Origin of the sequence: Nocardia sp. NPDC050406, assembly GCF_044459025.1 — a bacterium.
Classification (GTDB): domain Bacteria; phylum Actinomycetota; class Actinomycetes; order Mycobacteriales; family Mycobacteriaceae; genus Nocardia.
In genome coordinates, this window is the sequence record NZ_JBITIM010000004.1 from 25507 (window position 1) to 45521 (window position 20015).

General features: G+C 68.0%; 13 protein-coding genes. 9 read left to right on the plus strand and 4 right to left on the minus strand.

Annotated features, from left to right (window positions below; translation table 11 throughout):
- Positions 1 to 40 precede the first annotated feature (40 nt).
- Positions 41 to 658, plus strand: coding sequence for a pyridoxamine 5'-phosphate oxidase family protein (locus tag ACIBH2_RS28925; protein ID WP_397123164.1), 618 nt, complete (start codon positions 41 to 43; stop codon positions 656 to 658).
- A 33-nt stretch (positions 659 to 691) separates the two neighbouring features.
- Here the strand turns inward: ACIBH2_RS28925 and ACIBH2_RS28930 are convergent, their stop codons facing one another.
- Positions 692 to 1174 (minus strand): GtrA family protein, encoded by a 483-nt coding sequence (locus tag ACIBH2_RS28930; RefSeq protein ID WP_397123166.1) that lies wholly within the window; start codon positions 1172 to 1174, stop codon positions 692 to 694.
- Positions 1175 to 1248: 74 nt separating this feature from the next.
- Between ACIBH2_RS28930 and ACIBH2_RS28935 the strand changes: the two genes are divergently transcribed.
- The 4 genes from ACIBH2_RS28935 to ACIBH2_RS28950 all read left to right on the plus strand — a co-directional run bounded on the left by ACIBH2_RS28935 (position 1249) and on the right by ACIBH2_RS28950 (position 7608).
- A complete protein-coding gene (locus ACIBH2_RS28935) occupies positions 1249 to 2706 on the plus strand; it encodes an FAD-binding protein (protein ID WP_397123168.1) in 1458 nt (485 codons plus the stop codon).
- Entirely contained in the window at positions 2703 to 3464 is a 762-nt protein-coding gene (locus ACIBH2_RS28940; protein WP_397123170.1) for a decaprenylphospho-beta-D-erythro-pentofuranosid-2-ulose 2-reductase, read from the plus strand. The genes ACIBH2_RS28935 and ACIBH2_RS28940 overlap by 4 nt, the downstream gene beginning before the upstream one ends.
- A 148-nt stretch (positions 3465 to 3612) precedes the next feature.
- Positions 3613 to 5580, plus strand: a complete 1968-nt coding sequence (locus ACIBH2_RS28945; protein ID WP_397123172.1) for a galactan 5-O-arabinofuranosyltransferase — start codon at positions 3613 to 3615, stop codon at positions 5578 to 5580.
- Between the two features lie 195 nt (positions 5581 to 5775).
- Positions 5776 to 7608 carry a glycosyl transferase gene (locus tag ACIBH2_RS28950; protein ID WP_397124233.1) on the plus strand — a complete coding sequence of 611 codons (1833 nt, stop codon included), beginning with the start codon at positions 5776 to 5778 and terminating at the stop codon, positions 7606 to 7608.
- Positions 7609 to 7626: 18 nt separating this feature from the next.
- Here the strand turns inward: ACIBH2_RS28950 and ACIBH2_RS28955 are convergent, their stop codons facing one another.
- Entirely contained in the window at positions 7627 to 9531 is a 1905-nt protein-coding gene (locus tag ACIBH2_RS28955) for a serine/threonine-protein kinase (RefSeq protein WP_397123174.1), read from the minus strand.
- A 134-nt stretch (positions 9532 to 9665) separates the two neighbouring features.
- Complete coding sequence (locus tag ACIBH2_RS28960) at positions 9666 to 11246, minus strand: serine/threonine-protein kinase (RefSeq protein WP_397123176.1); 1581 nt, start codon at positions 11244 to 11246, stop codon at positions 9666 to 9668.
- Positions 11247 to 11391: 145 nt separating this feature from the next.
- Here ACIBH2_RS28960 and ACIBH2_RS28965 point away from each other — a divergent pair, with 145 nt between their 5' ends.
- The 4 genes from ACIBH2_RS28965 to ACIBH2_RS28980 all read left to right on the plus strand — a co-directional run bounded on the left by ACIBH2_RS28965 (position 11392) and on the right by ACIBH2_RS28980 (position 19720).
- On the plus strand, positions 11392 to 11967 hold the full coding sequence (locus ACIBH2_RS28965; RefSeq protein ID WP_397123178.1) for a dihydrofolate reductase family protein: 576 nt from the start codon (positions 11392 to 11394) through the stop codon (positions 11965 to 11967).
- A 70-nt stretch (positions 11968 to 12037) separates the two neighbouring features.
- Complete coding sequence (locus tag ACIBH2_RS28970; protein ID WP_397123180.1) at positions 12038 to 15322, plus strand: arabinosyltransferase domain-containing protein; 3285 nt, start codon at positions 12038 to 12040, stop codon at positions 15320 to 15322.
- Positions 15323 to 15470: 148 nt separating this feature from the next.
- Positions 15471 to 18797 (plus strand): arabinosyltransferase domain-containing protein, encoded by a 3327-nt coding sequence (locus ACIBH2_RS28975; RefSeq protein WP_397123182.1) that lies wholly within the window; start codon positions 15471 to 15473, stop codon positions 18795 to 18797.
- Positions 18798 to 18946: 149 nt separating this feature from the next.
- Positions 18947 to 19720 (plus strand): alpha/beta fold hydrolase, encoded by a 774-nt coding sequence (locus ACIBH2_RS28980; RefSeq protein WP_397123184.1) that lies wholly within the window; start codon positions 18947 to 18949, stop codon positions 19718 to 19720.
- Between the two features lies 1 nt (position 19721).
- Here ACIBH2_RS28980 and ACIBH2_RS28985 read toward each other — a convergent pair whose 3' ends face one another.
- Entirely contained in the window at positions 19722 to 19922 is a 201-nt protein-coding gene (locus ACIBH2_RS28985; RefSeq protein WP_397123186.1) for a DUF5988 family protein, read from the minus strand.
- Between the last annotated feature and the right edge of the window lie 93 nt (positions 19923 to 20015).

Consider the following 20015-nt stretch of genomic DNA (forward strand, 5'->3'; position numbering starts at 1 on the left):
CCTCTCCCATCCGGACTCCAGCTACCAGAGGGGGCGCACGATGCCCGGTATCAGAAACGGCAGCGACGGCGAACGCGAACTGCAAGAACGCTATTCCACCGAAGATCGGGCGGAACGCTTCTATCGAGATCAAGTGCGGGAACGACTCAATGCGCACATGATCGAATTCATCCGCCGAATGGATATGGCTTTCATCGCGACGTCGGATAAACACGGCGAGTGCGATTCCAGCTTCCGCGCCGGACAGCCTGGCTTCCTCCACGTTATCGACGAGCACACCGTCGCTTACCCCGAGCTGCGCGGCAACGGCGTGATGGCGAGTCTCGGAAACATCCTCGAGAACCCGCACATCGGCATCCTCATGATCGACTTCGTGCAGGACCTCATCGGCCTGCACATCAACGGCACCGCCCGCGTGGTCGACGACGCGCTGCTCCGCCGCTGCGTGCACGGCCTCCCCCACGACGAACGCGGCCGCACCATAGAACGCTGGGTCGTCGTCGACGTCGAAGAGGCCTACATCCACTGCCGCAAACACATCCCCCACCTCGTCCCCGCCCCTCGCGAACCCCGCCAATGGGGCACCGACAACATCCGCGCCAAGGGCGGCGACTACTTCCACACCAAAGCCGAAACCAAAGCCCTCGTGGAGTACTGAACTCCCAGTAGAACGTCGTGAGTCGGTATCCCCTCAGTGGATCTTGAAGATCACCGCACGCTGCACGATGAAGTTGATCACCGTCGCGATCCCCTGGGCGACCACGAACGCCACCAGAACCGCGCCGGTGAACGTGTGCCCCGCCACCTCGACCTTCATCTGCGGCAGCACTTCGTTCAGCACCGCATTCATGCCGACCTGCGCGGCGAAGGTGACCGCGTAGAGCACCACCACCGCGATGAACCGCTTGCGGCTCGGCGGAGCCTGGAAGGTCCACCGCCGATTGATGAGGTAGGCGGTGGTGGTGCCCGCTATGAAGCTGATCGCTTTCGCGATATCGCGCGGCACCCCGACCACGCTCATGAGCAGCACGTAGATGCCGAAGTCGACGATCGCCGAGAAACCCCCGGTCAGGCCGAACCTGATGATCTGGGTCTTCAGATCGACATCCGTGCCACCGGGCTCGTCGACCAGGGGCAGCTCGGGCGGCAGGGGCAGGTGGGGTTCCGCGGTCACAAGCCTGAAGGGTAATGCCGCGCACATCGAAGGGCACCAGCCGATGGCCGGTTATGCCTGTAGCCTCTATCCCGATGTCCACGAAAGCTCAGACCACCACCGCGGGTGCCGCCGAGAGCAGCTCGGCGAGTGAGGGCGCGTACGCACTGCCTACGCGGACCCGAAAGCTCACCGGGTGGGGTCGCACCGCACCGACAACATCCGAAGTCCTCTCCACCGGTGATCCGGAGCTGATCGCCAAGGCGGTCGCCATGGTCGCGGAGGACAACGAATCCAAGCCAGCGCATTTGCGGCGCGGCGTCATCGCGCGCGGCCTCGGCCGTTCCTATGGCGACAATGCGCAGAACGCGGGCGGCCTGGTCGTCGATATGACCGCGCTGAACAAGATTCACAAGATCGACGCCGCGACCCGACTGGTCGATGTCGACGGCGGCGTGAATCTCGATCAGCTCATGAAGGCCGCGTTGCCGTTCGGGCTCTGGGTGCCGGTGCTGCCGGGTACCCGCCAGGTGACCGTGGGCGGTGCCATCGGCTCCGATATCCACGGCAAGAACCACCACAGCGCGGGCAGCTTCGGCAATCACGTGCGGTCCATGGACCTGCTCACCGCCGACGGCACCGTGCACCACATCACGCCGAAGAAGAACGCCAAGCTGTTCTGGGCGACCGTGGGCGGCTGCGGTCTGACCGGCATCATCCTGCGCGCCACCATCGAGATGACGCCCACCGAGACGGCGTATTTCATTGCCGACGGCGATGTCACGCCGACCCTCGACGACACCATCGCCTTCCACAGCGACGGCTCGGAAGACAAATACGAGTACAGCTCCGCGTGGTTCGATGCCATCAGCCCGGCCCCCAAGCTGGGCCGCGCCGCCATCTCGCGCGGCAATCTGGCCAAGCTGGACCAGCTGCCCGAGAAGCTGCAGAAGGATCCGCTGAAGTTCAACGGCAAGACCTTCTTCACGCTGCCGGACGTGTTCCCCAACGGGCTGGCCAACAAGTACACCTTCACGCCCATCGGCGAGCTCTGGTACCGCAAGTCGGGCACCTACCGGGGCAAGGTGCAGAATCTGACGCAGTTCTACCACCCGCTCGACATGCTGGGCGAGTGGAACCGCGGCTACGGCTCCAACGGTTTTCTGCAGTACCAGTTCGTGGTGCCGCCGGAGTCGGTCGACGAGTTCAAGCGCATCATCGTCGATATCCAGCGGTCCGGGTTCTACTCGTTCCTCAACGTTTTCAAGCTGTTCGGCCCGGGTAACCAAGCACCGCTGAGCTTCCCGATGCCGGGCTGGAACATCTGCGTGGACTTCCCGATCTCCGAGGGCCTCAACGAGTTCGTCTCCGATCTCGATCGGCGCGTGCTCGAGTTCGGCGGGCGGCTCTACACCGGCAAGGACTCCCGGACCACCGCGGAGACCTTCCACAAGATGTACCCCCGGATCGACGAGTGGATCAAGGTCCGCCGAAATGTCGATCCCACAGGCGTTTTCATGTCCGATATGGCGAGAAGGCTGGAGCTTCAGTGATCAATGCGGTCGGGAATCCGCAGACCATTCTGCTGCTGGGCGGCAGCTCCGAGATCGGTCTGGCGATCTGCTCGGAGTACCTGAAGAAGGGCCCCGCCCGCGTCGTCCTGGCCATGGTGCCGGGTGATCCGCTGCGCGAGCAGTCGGTCGCGGCCATGCAGGCGGCGGGCGCTTCCGAGGTCGAGGTCATCGACTTCGATGCCCTGAACATGGACAGCCACCCCAAGGTCGTCGACCAGGCGTGGGCGCGCGGCGATGTGGATGTCGCCATCGTGGCCTTCGGCATGCTCGGCGATCCCGAGGAGCTGTGGCAGGACCAGCGCAAGGCCGTGATCGCCGCCGAACTCAACTACACCGCCGCCGTCTCGGTGGGCGTGCTGCTCGGCGAGAAGATGAAGGCGCAGGGCTACGGCCGCATCATCGCCATGAGCTCGGTCGCCGGTGAACGCGTGCGCCGCTCCAATTTCGTCTACGGCTCCACCAAGGCCGGACTGGACGGCTTCTACCTGGGACTCGGCGAGGCGCTGCGCCCGCACGGCCCGCGTGTCACGGTCATCCGCCCCGGCCAGGTGCGCACCCGCATGTCGGCGCACGTCAAGGAAGCGCCGTTGACCGTGAACAAGGAGGACGTGGCCGCGCTGGCGGTCGCCGGATCCGCCAAGGGCAAGGAAATCGTCTGGGCCCCAGGCACTTTCCGCTACGTGATGATGATCCTGCGGCATGTGCCGCGCGCGATCTTCCGCAAGCTGCCGGTCTAGGACCGGTATCCGACAGACCCAAGACTGCCGCACCTTCACCCGAAGGTGCGGCAGTCGGCATATGCGGCCCGTGGCTGCGCGGTACGGGCACAAGCGACGGTTAGGCTGACGCGCGGCGGAACGCGGTGACCGAGAATCCGGAGGCGGAGTGCGAAACAAGGGCACGGTGCTGGCGCGGCTGGCGGGCAATGCGATCGGGGACGCGGTGCTGGCGGCGGTGGTCGCCACCGTGGTGGCGGGTATCGGCCTGGTGGCGTTCTCGTCGGTGCAGTGGCCCGCGTTCAACTCCTCGAATGTCACGCGGTCGCTGACCACCGTCGGGCAGGTCGTCGCATTGGCCGTACTGGTCGCGGCGATCTGGCTGATTCGGGTGCGGAAATGGCCGTGGGTGGCGAAACTGCTGTCCTGGGTGGGCATTTCGACCTTCGTGACGGTGACGCTGGGTATGCCGCTGGGCGCGACCAAGCTGTATCTGCTCGGCCTCTCGGTGGACCAGGAGTTCCGCACGCAGTATCTGACGCGGCTGACCGACAGCGCGGCGCTGCGCGATATGAACTACATCGACCTGCCGCCGTACTACCCGGGCGGATGGTTCTGGCTGGGTGGGCGTTTCGCGAATCTGACCGGACTCGACGGGTGGGCGGCGTTCAAGCCGTGGGCCATCGTGGCGCTGGCCGTTGCCTCGGTGGTGGCGCTCGTGCTGTGGTCCAAGCTGGTTCGCGCCGATTGGGCGGTCGCGGTGGCGGCGGCCGTCACGGCCGTGACCATCGCTTTCGCTTCGCCGGAGGCCTACAGCGCCGTACTGGTCGTGCTGTTGCCGCCGGTGCTGATCCTGGCCTGGGGCGCACTGTATCGCCCGGTCGAATTCGCGGGTGGCGCCACCACGCCGACGGCGGGCGGCTGGGGCGCGGTCATCGGCACCGGCCTGTTCCTCGGGCTGATGGCCACCTTCTACACGCTGTACTTCCTCATCGCGGCCTTCGCCGTGGCGCTCATGGCGCTGGCCTCGGCGGTGATCGCCTTGCGCGCAAGGCATTCCGCGCTGCGCGTACAGCGCCGCACCAAGGCCGAGATCCCGGGCGTCTGGCCCACCGTCTGGCCGATCGCCTTGCGGCTCATCGGGATCGGCGCGCTCTCCGGCCTGCTGGCGCTCATTGTGTGGGGGCCGTATTTCGCGAAAGCTTTGAGCGGCACCACCGCCAGCTCCGGCACCGCCCTGCACTACCTGCCGGAGAGCGGTTCGCGACTGCCCCTGCCGATGTTGGAGTTCTCGCTGCTGGGCGGCCTGTGCCTGATCGGCGTCGTCTGGCTGGTGCTGCGGGTTGGAAGTTCGCGGCGGGCACAGGCTTTGGCGATCGGCGCGGTGGCCGTCTACCTGTGGTGCCTGCTGTCCATGCTGTTCACCGCGGCGGGCAGCACGCTGCTGTCGTTCCGGTTGGAGCCGGTGTTGCAGGTGGTGCTGGCCGCGGCGGGTGCCTTCGGCTTCGTCGAGGGTGCGCGGGCGCTCTACCAGGTGATCAATGAGCCGGGCCGGTTCCGGGCCGTGGTCGCGGCGGTGGCCGTGATCGGCGCGGTCGGCTTCAGCCAGCAGATTCCGGACATTCTCGCGCCGGAGATCACCACCGCGTACACCGATACCGACGGCGACGGAGTGCGCGCGGATCAGCGTCCGCCCTCGGCCGTGTCCTATTACCAGGAGATCGACGCCGAGCTGCTGGAACAGACCGGGCGGGCACGCGACGAATCGGTGGTACTGACCGCCGACATGAGCTTCCTGTCCATCTACCCGTACTTCGGATTCCAGGCGCTGACCTCGCACTACGCCAACCCACTCGCCGATTTCACGGGCCGGGCGGCCGAGATCGAGCGCTGGTCGAAGCTCCAGACGCCCGATGAGCTGGTGACCGCGCTGCGACAGAGCCCGTGGCGGGCGCCCGACGCCTTCCTCTTCCGGCAGGCCGGGGACTCCTACTCGCTGCGGCTGGCCAAGGACGTCTACCCGAACGATCCGAATGTGAAGCGCTACCAGGTGGCGTTCCCCAAGGAACTCTTCGAGGATCCGCGCTTCCAGGTCACCGATATCGGGCCGTTCACCCTCGTGGTCGTCCGGCCCTGACGGGTACCAACCCTCGAGACAAACGTCTCAGTTATACACAGAAAACGGGCAAAACCTGTGGATTAGTCATGTTCCCTGTGGATAACTCGAGCACTTACCAGCGCAATCTCAGACCGAGCCGGTAGCGTGTGCGGCTGTTGTGCCGGTAGGAGGAGTTAGCTAGTGAGCCAGGGGCGGGAAACCGACCAGATGGATATGACCGGGTCGGCCGTAGCGGTAGTGGAGCGGCCAGCACCGGAGGCGACGTCTCGGCTATCCCGCCCGCAGCGGCTCGCCCGCGGCATCCGGCTCGCGCGCGCCGATGTCGTCATCGGCGCCGCGTATCTGGCGCTGGCCACCCTGGTGCTCTCCGGGCAGTGGCGCAATCCCCACGAGGGCTACCTGATCAAGAGCGGTCAGGACCAGACCATGTGGGAGTGGTTCTTCGCGGTGACCGCGCACAGCCTCGCGCACCTGGAGAATCCGCTCGGCACCAATCTGCAGAACTTCCCCGACGGCGTGAACATGATGGCCAATACCGCCATGTTCGGCGTCGGGGTGCCGCTGACCCCGATCACGCTGCTGTTCGGACCGACGATCACCTTCGTCTTGGTGCTCACCCTCGGCCTGTTCGGCACCGCCTTCGCCTGGTACTGGCTGTTCTCGCGCTATCTGGTGGATTCGAAATTCGCCGCGGCGATCGGCGGACTGTTCTGCGGGTTCGCGCCCGCCATGATCTCCCATGCCAACGCGCACCCGAACTTCGTGGTGCTGTTGCTACTGCCGATCATCACCGCGCAGCTCATTCGCATGGCCCGCCGGGCCGAAACCGACAGCGGCCCACGCCCGTTCGGCCGCCGCATTCGCGATGCTGTCGTGCTCGGGCTGCTGGTGGCCCTGCAGATCGCGCTGGGCGAGGAGCCGCTGCTCATCTTCGCGCTCGCTTTCGGGCTGTTCGGGCTCGTCTACTACCTGCACCGTCCCCGCACGGGTCTGCGCGCCGTGCGCGGCATGTTCCCGACCGTGGGCTTGGCCGCGCTGATCACGGTGGCGCTCACCGAGATTCCGCTGTGGTGGCAGTTCTTCGGACCGCAGTCCTATCGCTCCATCGACCACGGGCCGATGGGCAACGACCTCAAGGCCCTCGTGCAGTTCCCGTCGGAGTCGTTGGGCGGCTTGATCTCTCACGGCCAGTTCGTGGCCATCAACTTCACCGAGGAGAACTCCTACTTCGGCTGGCCGCTGCTGCTGCTTCTGGTCGTGACCGCGATTCTGCTGCGGGGCAATCGGGTAGCGCGCGCCGCGTGTGTCGTGATCGCGTTCTTCACCGTGCTGTCGCTGGGCTCGACACTCATGATCGGCCGCCGCGATACCGGAATCGCCCTGCCGTGGAAGTGGTTCGAGCAGGTGCCACTGCTGAATTCGGTGTTGGAATCGCGGTTCACCATGGCCGCGGTACCGGCCATTGCCGTGATACTGGCGCTGGCCTCGCAACGGGCGGTGGACTATTGGCGCGAATCGGCCACCGATTGGCGGCCGCTCGCCTGGTTCGCGGCGGTGACCCTGGCGATGCTGCCGCTGACGCCGACCGTGCTGCCGGTGGTGCAGCGCGCGCCCACGCCCAATTTCTTCGTCGACGGCACCGTGAAGAACTATGTGGACGACGGTTCGGTGGTCATCGCTCCCCCGCCCATTCCGGCGAATGCCGGGGCGCTGCGCTGGCAGGTGGACTCCGGTTTCAGCTTCCCCCTGGCCGGAGGGTATTTCGTCGGCCCGACGGGTGTCGACAAGAAGGGCCGCTACGGTCCCGACGACCGGCCCACCGCCGTGCTGCTCATGCAGGCCCAGCGCGAGAATCGGGTTCCGGCGATCGACCAGGCCGAACGCGAACGGGCCCTGGCGGATTTGAATTACTGGAAGGCCGACGTGGTGGTGCTGCCGCCCACCCAGAACAGTCGGGTGCTGCGGATCGTCCTCGACGAGCTGCTCGGCTTCCCCGGCCGACAGGTCGATGGCGTGTGGGTCTGGGACGTGCGCGGACTCGTCTGAGTTCGGTTGCGGGAGCAGCTAGTTCAGGGGTGCTCGGTTCAGCCAGTTGTCGAGCACGTCCGCTGCGGTGTGCCCCGGCCAGCGCAGCACCAGCACGAATCGGGCACGCGGATCGCCCTCCGGGAAGGTGACCGCGAGCAGTACCTTCGACGCCTCGGTATCGCGTTGCGCCATACCGGCAGCGGTGGTGACGGTGAGTTCGCCCGCGACATCGAGGTGCAGTCGCGTGCTGACCTCGGCCCGGCCGCCGAAGAACAGATCGGCGATGGATGCCGCTGGGCGCGTGCCGAAATCGAAGAGGTCGAAGCGCACCTGGCCGGTGTCGTCCTGCGAGTTGCAGAGGATGCGACGCGCACCCTGGGCCGCCTGGGCGTCACCGGGTCCCGGGTCGCGCGCGAGACAGCTCGCCCCCTGCCATCCGGTGGAGCGGCCGGTCAGCGCCGCCTCCCCGACGAGGCTCGGGAAGGCGCGCGCGATGGCGGCGTGCTCCTCGCCCCAGGATTCGGCGAGGCGGTCGGCATTGGTGTAGGTGATCAGGCCGCTCACATCGGTTTTGCGGCTGACCCGGCCGTCCGGCAGGAAGGTCAGGGTGGTGGGGCCCGCGGCGCGACAGGCCTGCGGCGGATCGCGGTCCACGATCTCGGACTGCCCGATGAGCAGCCGCTCGCCATCGGCGGGCACCTGGCGCAGCGGGGCCGCGAATTCGCAGTGGAACGGTTCGCCGCTGGGCAGGACGCCGTCGACGGTATTGGAGAGCACCGAATCGCCGGTCTTGCCCTCGCTCACCGCCAGCCGGTAGTTGGTGCGGCCCTCGGCGGCCAGCCAGGTGCCGACGAATTTCTCCGGGACCGAGCCGTCGGCGGGCGGCGTGACCGGATCGTCGCGACCGGAGAGCGCGACGCCGACGCCGATGGCCACGACGGTGGCGACGGCCAGGGGAATCGCGACGTTCTTGCGGAAGAGCTTCGGCCACAGCGGCTCCCGGCTCGCGGCCACGGGTTCGGGGCGGGCCTCGGCACTGGGTTCGGTATCGGCGGGCGGCGGTGGCGGCACCCGCGCGGGAGCGGTGACCGTCTCCGCGGCATCGGCGTAGTAGACCTGGGTGGCCGCCTCCACGAATTCGCCGCAGCTCGGGTACCGGTCCTGCGGGTCCTTGGCCATGGCGCGCGCCAGGACGGCGTCGAGCGAGGCGGGTAGGCCGGGGCGAATCGCACTGGCCCGCAACGGTTCTTCCCGGGTGTGCGCGTGCACCCAGCCGAGCAGGCTCTCCGCCTGGAACGGACGCTGGTCGGTGAGCAGCACGAACAGCGTGCAGGCCAGCGAGTACTGGTCCGAGCGCGGCCCCAGCGGCTTGCCCGACACCTGTTCCGGTGACGCGAAAGCGAAAGTGGCGGAGATGTTTCCGCTGCGCTGGGAGATCTGGGTGGTCTCGTCGCGCAGCCGGGCGATGCCGAAATCGGTGAGCAGCGCCCGTTCGGCGCGACCGCTGTCGGGCGGGGCGAGCAGGATGTTGGAGGGCTTCACGTCGCGGTGCAGCACGCCCTTGCCGTGCGCGTAGTCCAGCGCGGCGGCGATATCGGCGGCGATGCGCAGGGCGCGGTCCGGGGCGAGGCCGTGCAGTTCGGAGACGTCCGCGCCCTCGATGTACTGCATGGAGATCCAGAAGCGCCCATCGGTGACGCCCCGGTCGTAGACCGACACGATATTCGGATGGTCGAAGTGCGCGGCGATATCCGCCTCGCGCTCGAAGCGCCGCCACATCGCGTCGGCCTCGGCCGTATCGTCGCGCCGCAGCACCTTGAAGGCCGTCAACCGGGGCAGGCGCGGATGCCGCGCCGCGTAGACCACCCCCGATCCACCCGTTCCGATCCGCCGCGCGATGACGTATCCGGCGATCACCTCGCCCGGCCTCAGGTCGGTCATGCACTTCCTCACAACGTCCGGCCCGACACCACTCTCGGAACGGATCCCCCTGCCATGGTCGCGCACATATGGAAATCCGGCCACAGTTCGATCGCGGCGGTCCGGGGCGGCTGGCGCGGCGCGGGCGAAAGCGGCTAGCGCAGCGGGACTTTCGCGAACCAGCTCCGCAAATCCACGGCGGTATGCCCGGGCCACCGGGCGATCAGTATGAAACGCTGCCGTTCGTCGGAGAAGGGGAAGCCGAGGGCCAGGTACACCGGCTGGGCGTCGGAGTCGGGCTGTGCGGAGCCGACACTCTCCTCGGTGTAGGTGAGCAGGCCGCGGTCCGAATCCGGATGGGTCATCCACTCGACTAGGCCCTGCCCGCCGAAGAACACGTCAGCGGGCGAATCCTGCGCTCCGGCACCGAGATCCACGATATCGAACCGCACGCGGCCCTCGGCGTCGTCCGGATTGCAGACGATGCGGCGCGCACCCTGGGTGGTGGGCAGGTCGTTGCTTCCCGGATCCAGGATCTTGCAGGTCGCGCCCTGCCAGCCGGTGGAGGTGCCATTCGTCTCCAGCTGACCAACCACCCGAGGGAAGGCGGCGGCGATGGGCGCGTGGTCCGGGCCCCAGGAATCGGCGAGCGCGGTGTCCGGGACGGTGGTGGGCGCGATCGTATCCCGTTGCGGTTGCTGTGATTCCGCACGATTCATGGTGGTCACCGCGGTGGTCGCACCCACGCCCAGGACGAGCGCCGCTGCGGCGGCGAGCCACGGCCGCTTGCGCGAATGGGATACCGCGGCACGGTTTTGCGACATTCCCGCCTGCTCGGTCGGCGGTGCGTCGGGATACGGCGTGGGGTGGACAGGCATGGCGGCAGTCCGCCGAGGCGCCGCGCCCGACATGGACCGCACTGCCGCATCGAGGAATTCGGTACACGACGAGAACCGTGCGCCCGGGTCCTTGGCCAAGGCGCGGTCGAAGACCTCGTCCAAGGCCGTCGGCAGCTCGGGTCGAGCCTCGGTCACCCGCAGCGGGCGCTTCTGGGTATGCGCGTAGACCCAGGCCGCCGCGTGCGGGGCCTCGAACGGTTTGCGCCCCGTCAGCAGCACGAACACCGCACATGCCAGGGAGTACTGATCCGAGCGCGGGGTGAGCGTCGCGCCCGAGAGCTGTTCCGGCGAGGCGTAGGCGAAAGTCGCTGTGATATCACCTGTTCGGGTGACCTGACCGGTGTCGTCGTGCAGCCGGGCAATGCCGAAATCGGTGAGCAGCGCGCGCTCGGGACGGCCGTCGTCCGGTGCGGCGAGCAGAATATTGGACGGCTTCACATCGCGGTGCAGCACGCCCTTGCCGTGCGCGTAGTCGAGCGCCGAGGCGATCTCGCCGCCGATGCGCAGCGCCCGCACCGGATCGATGCCGCGCAGCTCGGCGGTATCGCCGCCCTCGATGTACTGCATGGAGATCCACAGGCGGCCACCGGCGATGCCCCGGTCGTGGACGGCGACGATATTCGGATGATCGAAGCGGGCGGTGATATCGGCCTCGCGCTCGAAACGGCGCAGCGCGTCCGCGCCACCGGCCAGCGCCGCGCGGTTGAGCACCTTGATGGCGGTGCGCCGCGGCAGCCGGGGGTGGCGCGCCACGTACACCTCGCCGGAGCCGCCCGCGCCGATCCGCCCTTCGATCACGTACCCGGCCAGCACCTCACCCGGTCGCAACTCGGCCATGATCCCCCCGGGGGCCAGCGCCCCAACCTCGCTCGGACAACGCTCACCAGCATCGTGCATGCCGCGCGCGCCCACAACATCGGTGAGTTTCGGCTCCCCGCCCCGTCGTAATCGGTGAACGACACCGTGATTCGGAGGAACGAGTATGCGCAAACTGATCGTCACCGAGAACATCACCGTCGACGGCGTCATCGACGCCACCGGGGGCTGGTTCACCGTCGCCGCGGGGCCGGAGGAATCCGACCAGGTGGAGGCGGTGCGCGCGCAGTTCGAGGCGGCCGATGCCGTCCTGTTCGGGCGGGTCACCTTCGAGGAGATGCGGGGGTACTGGCCGCACGCGACCGAGGACACCACGGGGGTGGCGGACTACCTGAACAAAGTGGAGAAGCTGGTCGTCTCCAGCTCCCTGGTGGATCCGCAGTGGGACAACACCACCGTCCTGAGCGGGCCGCTGGTCGAGGAGATCCGCGCGCGAAAGGCCGCGCCGGGCAAGGACATCGTGTGCACCGGCAGCATTCGACTCGTGCACGCGCTCCTCGCCGCCGGACTGGTCGACGAGTTCCGGCTGTTCATGCATCCGGTGGTGCTCGGCGGCGGGGCGCGGCTGTTCCCCGACGGCACCCCGCTCTCGCGGCTGCGATGGGAGGAGGCCACCTCGTTCCGCTCGGGTGTGGTGCTGCTGCGCTACGGCTGGATTCCGGCCGCGAGCGCCACCGCCTGACCAGGGGTGTCACACCCGTGAGCCCTGCCTTGGGGCCCATGCCGCTCGACGGTGGCTAGCATCGACCCTCGTGCGCGAAGACACCCGAGCGTTTCGACGCCTCCGCCTGATCGCCCTGGTTTCCGGGCTCCTCGCAGTCGTGCTGGCGGCGTTGACGCCGATCCTGCCGATAAAGCAGGACCGGCCGACACTGAACTGGCCGCAGGGAGATTCGGCGAATATCGAAGCGCCGCTGGTGTCCTACACGCCGCTGAGCCTGGACGTGGCGCTGTCCTGCGCGACGCTGCGGGAGCTGCCCGCGGGCGGCACGCTGTACTCGACCGTGCCCAGCGCCTCCGGACAGGCGGTGAACAAGGGCCTGGTCGTGAAGGTCGGTGACGAAGGCGAGGCGGGGCGCACGGTCTCGGTGCTGGTGCGCAATATTCCGCTGCTCGCCGCACCCGTCGCGGAGGTCGGGAACTGCGACAAGGTGGTCGTGCACTCCGATTCGAGTGCGACGCGGGTCGAGCTGACCGGGGTGAACCGCGCCGACGGCACGCCGTTCACCGGCGGTGTGGGCGGTGACGCGCGGCCGCAACTGGTCGGCATGTTCACCGACCTGAGCCGCGAACAGCTCGCCGGATCCAGTGCCAGCGCCGCCATCGACGCGCGCTTCAGCTCCACCCCGAGCCTGCTCAAGCGGCTGGCCATGATTCTCGCGGCGGTGTTCACCGTCATCGCGCTGATCGCCCTGCACCGCATGGACACTCGCGACGGGCGACGCTCCCGGCGGTTCCTGCCCGCGCACTGGTGGCGGGTCACCGTGGCCGACGCGGTCGTGTTGGGCACGCTCGTGGTGTGGCATTTCATGGGGGCCAACACCTCCGACGACGGCTACATCCTCAATATGGCCCGGGCCTCCAAGGAATCCGGGTACATGGCCAACTACTACCGCTGGTTCGGGGTCGCCGAGGCTCCGTTCGGCTGGCCGTACGAGGTGCTGTCGTGGATGACGCGCATCAGCGACGCCAGCCCGTGGATGCGGCTGCCCTCGCTGCTCGCCGGAATCGTGTGCTGGCTGGTGATCAGCCGGGAAGTGTTGCCGCGCCTGGGAGCTCGGGTGCGCCGCGACACCGTGGCGCTGTGGACGGCCGGACTGGTGTTCCTGGCCGCCTGGCTGCCCTACGACAACGGACTGCGGCCCGAACCGCTCATCGCGGCGGGCGCGCTGCTCACCTGGTGCTCCATCGAGCGCGCCATCGCCACCGGGCGGCTGCTGCCCGCCGCCGTCGGCGTGCTCATCGCGGCGTTCTCGCTGGCGGCCGGGCCGACCGGGCTGATCTGTATCGCCGCGCTGGTCGCCGGATCGCGGCCGGTCCTGCAGGTGATCATCAAGCAGGCGAAACAGGGTGCGGGCGAAGGGAAACCGGGCTTTGGCTCGACCCTGCTGCGCTACGGCGCGGTGCTGCTGCCCGGTATCGCCGCCGGAACCCTCGTGCTGATCGTGGTCTTCGCCGACCAGACCCTCGCCACCGTGATGGAGGCGACCCGCGTCCGCACCCTGGTCGGGCCGAACGTGGCCTGGTTCGACGAGCGCACGCGCTGGGATTCGCTGCTCATGCTCTCACCCGACGGGTCGCTCGCGCGTCGGTTCGGCGTCCTGGCCATGCTGCTGTGCCTGATCGTGTGCGCCTTCGTCATGTTGCGCAAGAACGGGCGGATTCCGGGCACCTCGCGCGGGCCGTCGGCGCGCATTCTCGGCATCGTCTTCATGTCGCTGTTCCTCATGATGTTCACGCCCACCAAGTGGACCCACCATTTCGGCGTGTACGCCGGACTGGCCGGATCGCTGGCCGCGTTGACCGCGGTCGCGGTGGGCGTCAACGGGATTCGCTCGCCGCGCAACCGCACGCTCTTCGCCGCGGCGGTGTTCTTCCTGCTCGCCATGACCTTCACCGGGTCCAACGGGTGGTGGTACGTCTCCAGTTACGGGGTGCCGTGGTGGGACAAGGCGCCCTCGATCGCGGGGAAGGGTTTCTCCACGCTGTTCCTCGGGCTGGCGGTGCTGTGCCTGCTCGTGGCGCTCATCCAGCACTATCGCGAGCCGTACGCGAAAAACCCCAGGGCTGTAAGGGGTTTCGACAAGTTCGCCTCCATGCCGCTCACCATCGCGGCGGCGGTGCTGGTGCTGTTCGAGGTGGCGTCGCTGGCCAAGGGCGCGGTCACCCAGTACCCGGCGTACTCCATCGCCGAGTCGAATCTGCGTGCGCTGGGCGGGAATCCGTGTTCGCTCGCCGATGACGTGCTGGTGGAGACCGATACCGCCGATTCGCTGTTGCAGCCCTACGCCGGGTCGGCGGCGGACGGATTGAACGCCGAGAACACCGGATTCACGCCCGACGGGGTGGCCGACGATCTCACCGCCGACGCGGAGGAGACGGTCACCGGCAGCGCGAATTCCGTAGGCACCGACGACAACAAGACCAGCAAGACCACCGGCGCGGGCACCGGCGGCGGCACCACCGCGCAGACCGGAATCAACGGGTCCACCGTGCAACTGCCGTTCGGACTCGATCCGGCGCGCACGCCCGTGCTGGGCAGCTACACCGACGGCGAACAGCAGGTGGCCTCGCTGACTTCGCAGTGGTATCGACTGCCCGAACTCGGCTCCTCCGAGGTCCGCATCGAGCGGCCCGGCCAGCCGCTGCTGGTGGTCACCGTGGCCGGGCGCATCAAGAACATCGACAAGGACGGGGTCGAGACCTACGGGCAGGATCTGTGGGTCGAGTACGGCCTGCGCAAGGACGACGGCAGCGTCTCCGACGTCGGCCGCATCCGTCCCACCGATATCGGTCCCGCGCCGTCGTGGCGGAATGTGCGCGTACCGCTCGACCAGATTCCGGTGTGGGCCAATGCCGTTCGCCTCGTCGCCAACGACGCCGACATCACCCAGAAGCAGTGGCTGGCCGTCACGCCGCCGCGGGTGCCGACGCTGGCCACGCTGAATTCCGTTGTGGGCGAGACGGCTCCGGTGCTGGAGGACTGGCATGTCGGCCTGGCCTTCCCCTGCCAGCGGCCGTTCGACCACCACGACGGGGTCGCCGAGGTGCCCGAATGGCGCATCCTGCCCGACCGGGTCGGCTCCGACGCCTCCAACGCGTGGCAGGACGATATCGGCGGCGGGCCGCTGGGCTGGACCGGCCTGCTGCTGAAGTCGCAGACCATCCCGTCGTACCTGGAGGACGACTGGGGCCGGGACTGGGGTTCGCTGGAGAAGTTCACCCCGTACGTCCCGGACGCGCAGCCCGCGACTCTCGACGTAACCGTCGAAACCCGCAGCGGGATGGCCAAAGACGAGCCGATTCGGGCTCGGTAGGGATAGCCCCACTCTCGGGGGGCTCTCAGGGGCTTCGCCTCTGAAACCCCTCGAGATCCCGGGGGTGGCCAGGGGTGACTCGGCATACGCGTCGTGGCGGTTGCGTGAAGGGGGTCACTCACAGTTCGGGGAGCTACCATCAGCAACCGTGCCCGACGCCACCGCTGTTCTGACGAAGCCGACACCACCCGAGACCCCGACCGCGAGCGCCCGCGATTTCAGAGTCGCGAAGCTGATCGCCATCGTCGCGGGTGTGCTGGGTGCGCTGCTCGCGCTGGCCACCCCGTTCCTGCCGGTGAAGCAGACGACGGCGGTGATCGACTGGCCGCAGAACGGGACGCTGAACAATATCCAGGCCCCGCTCATGTCGCAGGTGCCCATCGACCTCAGCGTCGCCATCCCGTGTTCGGCCGTGACGCAGCTGGCCGATCCGCGCGGCGGCATCCTGCTGGCCACCGCGCCGCCGCAGGGCAAGGAGGCCGACCTCCAAGGGCTGTTCGTCCGGGTCTCGGGTGAGAGCGTGGACGTGCTCGACCGCAATGCCGTCGTGGCGTCGGCGCAGCGGTCCGAGATGAGCGAATGCTCGCAACTGCTCATCACCTCCGACAGCAACCGCACCTTCGCCAAGTTCGAGGGTCTCAACCGCACCGTCGAGAAGCCCCTGCCCGGCGGCGGCGAGGAATCGGTGGTGGTGCCCCTCGAGGGCCAGTTGCTCGGTGACCTGCGACCGCAGGTGGTCGGCGTCTTCACCGATATGAAAGGCGCGGTGCCCGAAGGGCTTTCGTTCCACATGACGGTGGACTCACGGTTCTCCTCCACGCCCACCATCACCAAGCTGGTCGCGCTCATCGGCGCGGTCCTGCTGACCCTGCTCGCCATGGGCGCGCTGGGCGTCCTGGACACCTCCGACGGGCGCGGGCACCGGCGCATCTTCCCGCGCCATTGGCTGAAGCCGACCTGGGCCGACGGCGCGGTCGTCGGAACGCTGGTGCTGTGGCACTTCATCGGCGCGAACACCTCCGACGACGGCTACATCCTCACCATGACCCGCGTCGCACCGCACGCGGGCTACATGGCCAACTACTTCCGCTGGTTCGGCGTGCCGGAAGCGCCGTTCGGCTGGTACTACTACGTCATCCAGGCCTTCGCCGAGATCTCCACCGCCAGCCCCTGGGTGCGCATTCCGGCGCTGCTCTGCGGCATCCTCTGCTGGCTGGTCATCAGCCGCGAGGTGGTGCCGCGCCTGGGCCGCGGGGTGCGCAACTCCAAGGTGGCGCTGTGGACCGGCGGCCTGGTGTTCCTGGCCTTCTGGATGCCCTACGACAACGGCCTGCGCTCCGAGCCCATCGTGGCGCTGGGCGCGCTGCTGACCTGGGTCTCCATCGAGCGCGCCATCGCCACCTCGCGGCTGCTGCCCGCGGCCGTGGCCGTTCTGGTCGCGGCGTTCACCCTCGCGGCCGCGCCGACCGGACTCATGTGTGTGGCGGCGCTGCTCGTCGCCATTCGACCACTGGTGCGCATCGTCGTGCGCAGGCATCGCGAACTCGGCACCACCGCACTGCTGGCCCCCATAGCCGCGGCCGGATTCCTGGTGCTGGTCGTGGTTTTCGGCGATCAGACCTTCGCCGGGATCATGGAGGCCAACCGGGTGCGGCAGGCCACCGGGCCGAACCTGGCCTGGTACGAGGACTACCTGCGCTACTACTACCTGTTCGTCGAGACCGTCGACGGCTCGCTGGCGCGGCGCTTCGCATTCCTGGTCATGATCCTGTGCCTCATCACCACCATGCTGGTGCTGCTGCGGCGACGCCAGGTGCCGGGGATCGCCAGCGCGCCGACCTGGCGGTTGATGGGCGTGGTCTTCGGAACCATCTTCTTCATGATGTTCAACCCGACCAAGTGGACCCACCACTTCGGCGCGTACGCGGGGATCGCGGGCTCGCTGGCGGCGGTGACGGCGGTCGCGGTGTCGCAGACCGCGCTGCGCTCCCGGAAGAACCGGTCGGTGTTCCTGGCGGGTCTGCTGTTCACGCTGGCCATCTCGTTCTCCGGCATCAACGGCTACTGGTACGTCTCCAGCTTCGGCGTGCCGTGGTTCGACAAGCGCATCTCGCTGCACGGGTACCAGTCGAACACCCTCATGCTGATGCTGTTCGGGCTGGCGCTCGCGCTGGTGGCGTGGCAGTCGCTGCGCGAGGGCTACGCCAAACCACCCGCCAGCCCGAAAACCGCGCGCGGCAGGCGAATTCGCAAATTCGCCGCCATTCCGCTCACCGTGGTGGCCGCGCTCATGGTGTTGTTCGAGGTGATGTCGCTGGCCAAGGGCGCGGCGGCACAGTATCCGGCCTACTCGCTGGCGCGGTCGAACACCGATGCGCTGAGCGGCAATGCGTGCGGACTCGCCAGTGACGTACTGGTGGAGGCCGATCCGAACGGGGGCAATCTGACCCCGATCATCGATCCGGAGCATCCGCCGCTGGACGGCGACCCGCTCGCCGGTGAGAAGCCGGTCGGCTTCTCCCCCAACGGCGTTGCCGACAAGCTGGAGGCCGACGCTGTCGAGGTGAAGCCGGGCACCGGCAACACCTCCACGCAGACGGTCGGCCCGGCCTTCGCCGAGGGCGAGAACGCCGGAACCGGCGGCGGCCAGGGCGCACAGGGCGTCAACGGCTCCACCGTCGCACTGCCCTTCGGCCTGGACCCGGCCACCACGCCGGTCATGGGCAGCTGGCAGGACGGCGTGCAGCAGCCCGCCGAGCTGTACTCCAGCTGGTACCAATTGCCCGCGCGCAGTGAGGATTCGCCGCTGGTGGTCATGTCGGTGGCCGGGCGCATGATGTCCTTCGACGACACCGGGCGCATGACCTACGGCCAGGATCTGTTCCTGGATTACGGCCGCCGCCTGCCCGACGGCAGCATCGAATCGCTGGGCTCCTACCGGCCGCGCGATATCGGTCCCGCGCCGTCGTGGCGCAATGTGCGGGTGCCGCTGGACGAGCTGCCCGGTGACGCGGATGTGGTGCGCATCCATGCCAAGGACCCGATTCTCATCGGCGACCAGTGGTTGGCGTTCACCCCGCCGCGCGTGCCCAAGCTGCAATCGCTGGACAGCTTCATCGGCCGCACCCAGCCGGTGCTGCTGGACTGGGCCGTGGGCCTGCAGTTCCCGTGCCAGCAGCCGTTCCTGCACCGCTACGGCGTGGCGGAGGTGCCGAACTACCGCATCCTGCCGGACCGGCCGCTCGCGGTCAGCTCCACCGACACCTGGCAGGCCGAGGAATTCGGTGGGCCACTGGGCTTCTCGGAAATGCTGGCCAGCTCGGTGACCATTCCGACCTATCTGAAGGACGACTGGGCTCGGGACTGGGGCTCGCTGGAGCGCTATGACCAGCACTACCCGGCGACCCCGGCGGAGATCACGACGGGAACGACGACTCGGTCGGGCTGGTGGAGTCCGGGGATGATGCGGGTCTAGGAGGTTCCCACTCTGGGATCTCGTGCCCCCTTCCAGCAAGCTGGAAGGGGGCACATTGCTATGTACAGCGCGGGATCCCGCCGCGGCGGCTCACCGTTTGATCGGCCCCCGTGTGAGGTCACCGTCGGCCGACCGGGAGGATGGTTCGCATGGTGAACGTTCAGCTCGGGGATGTGGCGACCTGGTACGACGTCCATGGGGACGGCGAGCCGGTGGTGTTGCTGCATGGTGGATTCGTCGATTCGCGGATGTTCAAGCCCGCCTTGCCGCTGTTGGTGGATCGATTCCAGGTGTTCACCGTGGACCGGCGCGGGCAGGGGCATACGCCGGATGTCGAGGGGCCGCTGTCCTACGACGTCATGGCCGAGGACATGATCGCGTTCCTGGAGAAGGTCGTACCGGGACCGGCCCACCTCGTCGGGCACAGCGACGGGGCGAATGTCGCTCTGCTGGTTGCCCTTCGGCGGCCCGATCTGGTGCGCAAGCTCGTCCTGATCAGCGGCAACTACCACCACGACGGCGTCTTGCCGGGCGTGCTCGACGGCTTCGACGACGAGGAGACGGTGCAGTTCCTGGGGGCTCGCTACGGCGAGGTCTCACCGCACGGCGAGGACCACTACCCCGTGCTGGTGGCCAAACTCCTCGACATGGGCCGCACGCAGCCCACACTCAACCCCGACGACCTGCGCGCCCTCACCCCCCGCACCCTGGTGGTCGCGGGCGACGACGACGCGGTCGCGCTCGAGCACACCATCGAGCTCTATCGCGCCGTCCCCGACTCCGAGCTGGCTGTCGTACCGGGCACATCACATCTGTTGGTCATGGAGAAGCCGGAAACCGTCTACCCCTTGATCTCCGACTTCCTCTCCAACGATCCGGTACCGACGCGGCAGCCCATCCGCCGCGCCCAGCACGCGCACTGACTCACCGGGCGATATGGGCGACCCATTCGTACACCGGAAGGCTGCCTTCCGGTGTGTCGGCCCAACGCGGCGTGACCTTGAAGCGTTCGTAGCCGTCCCCGAAGGCCACCCGCAATTCGATGCCCGGCGGCGTAATGGGGACGATCCGCGTCTTCAGGCCGTCGGGCCCGCCTTCGAGTACGGCCTTCGGTGAGCTACTCATAGCTGAAGGCTCTCATATGGCGGCCTATCGACCGACCGATTCGGCGTTAATCGGGGGTGTCGTGGCGCGATCGGTCGCCCGCCCCCGATACCG

What these genes read in the sequence shown, in the direction of transcription:
- ACIBH2_RS28980 (WP_397123184.1), top strand. Translation starts at nt 18,947, where the DNA reads ATGGTGAACGTTCAGCTCGGGGATGTGGCGACCTGGTACGACGTCCAT.
- ACIBH2_RS28935 (WP_397123168.1), top strand. Translation starts at nt 1,249, where the DNA reads ATGTCCACGAAAGCTCAGACCACCACCGCGGGTGCCGCCGAGAGCAGC.
- ACIBH2_RS28950 (WP_397124233.1), top strand. Translation starts at nt 5,776, where the DNA reads ATGACCGGGTCGGCCGTAGCGGTAGTGGAGCGGCCAGCACCGGAGGCG.
- ACIBH2_RS28925 (WP_397123164.1), top strand. Translation starts at nt 41, where the DNA reads ATGCCCGGTATCAGAAACGGCAGCGACGGCGAACGCGAACTGCAAGAA.
- ACIBH2_RS28985 (WP_397123186.1), bottom strand. Translation starts at nt 19,922, where the DNA reads ATGAGTAGCTCACCGAAGGCCGTACTCGAAGGCGGGCCCGACGGCCTG.
- ACIBH2_RS28965 (WP_397123178.1), top strand. Translation starts at nt 11,392, where the DNA reads ATGCGCAAACTGATCGTCACCGAGAACATCACCGTCGACGGCGTCATC.
- ACIBH2_RS28960 (WP_397123176.1), bottom strand. Translation starts at nt 11,246, where the DNA reads ATGGCCGAGTTGCGACCGGGTGAGGTGCTGGCCGGGTACGTGATCGAA.
- ACIBH2_RS28955 (WP_397123174.1), bottom strand. Translation starts at nt 9,531, where the DNA reads ATGACCGACCTGAGGCCGGGCGAGGTGATCGCCGGATACGTCATCGCG.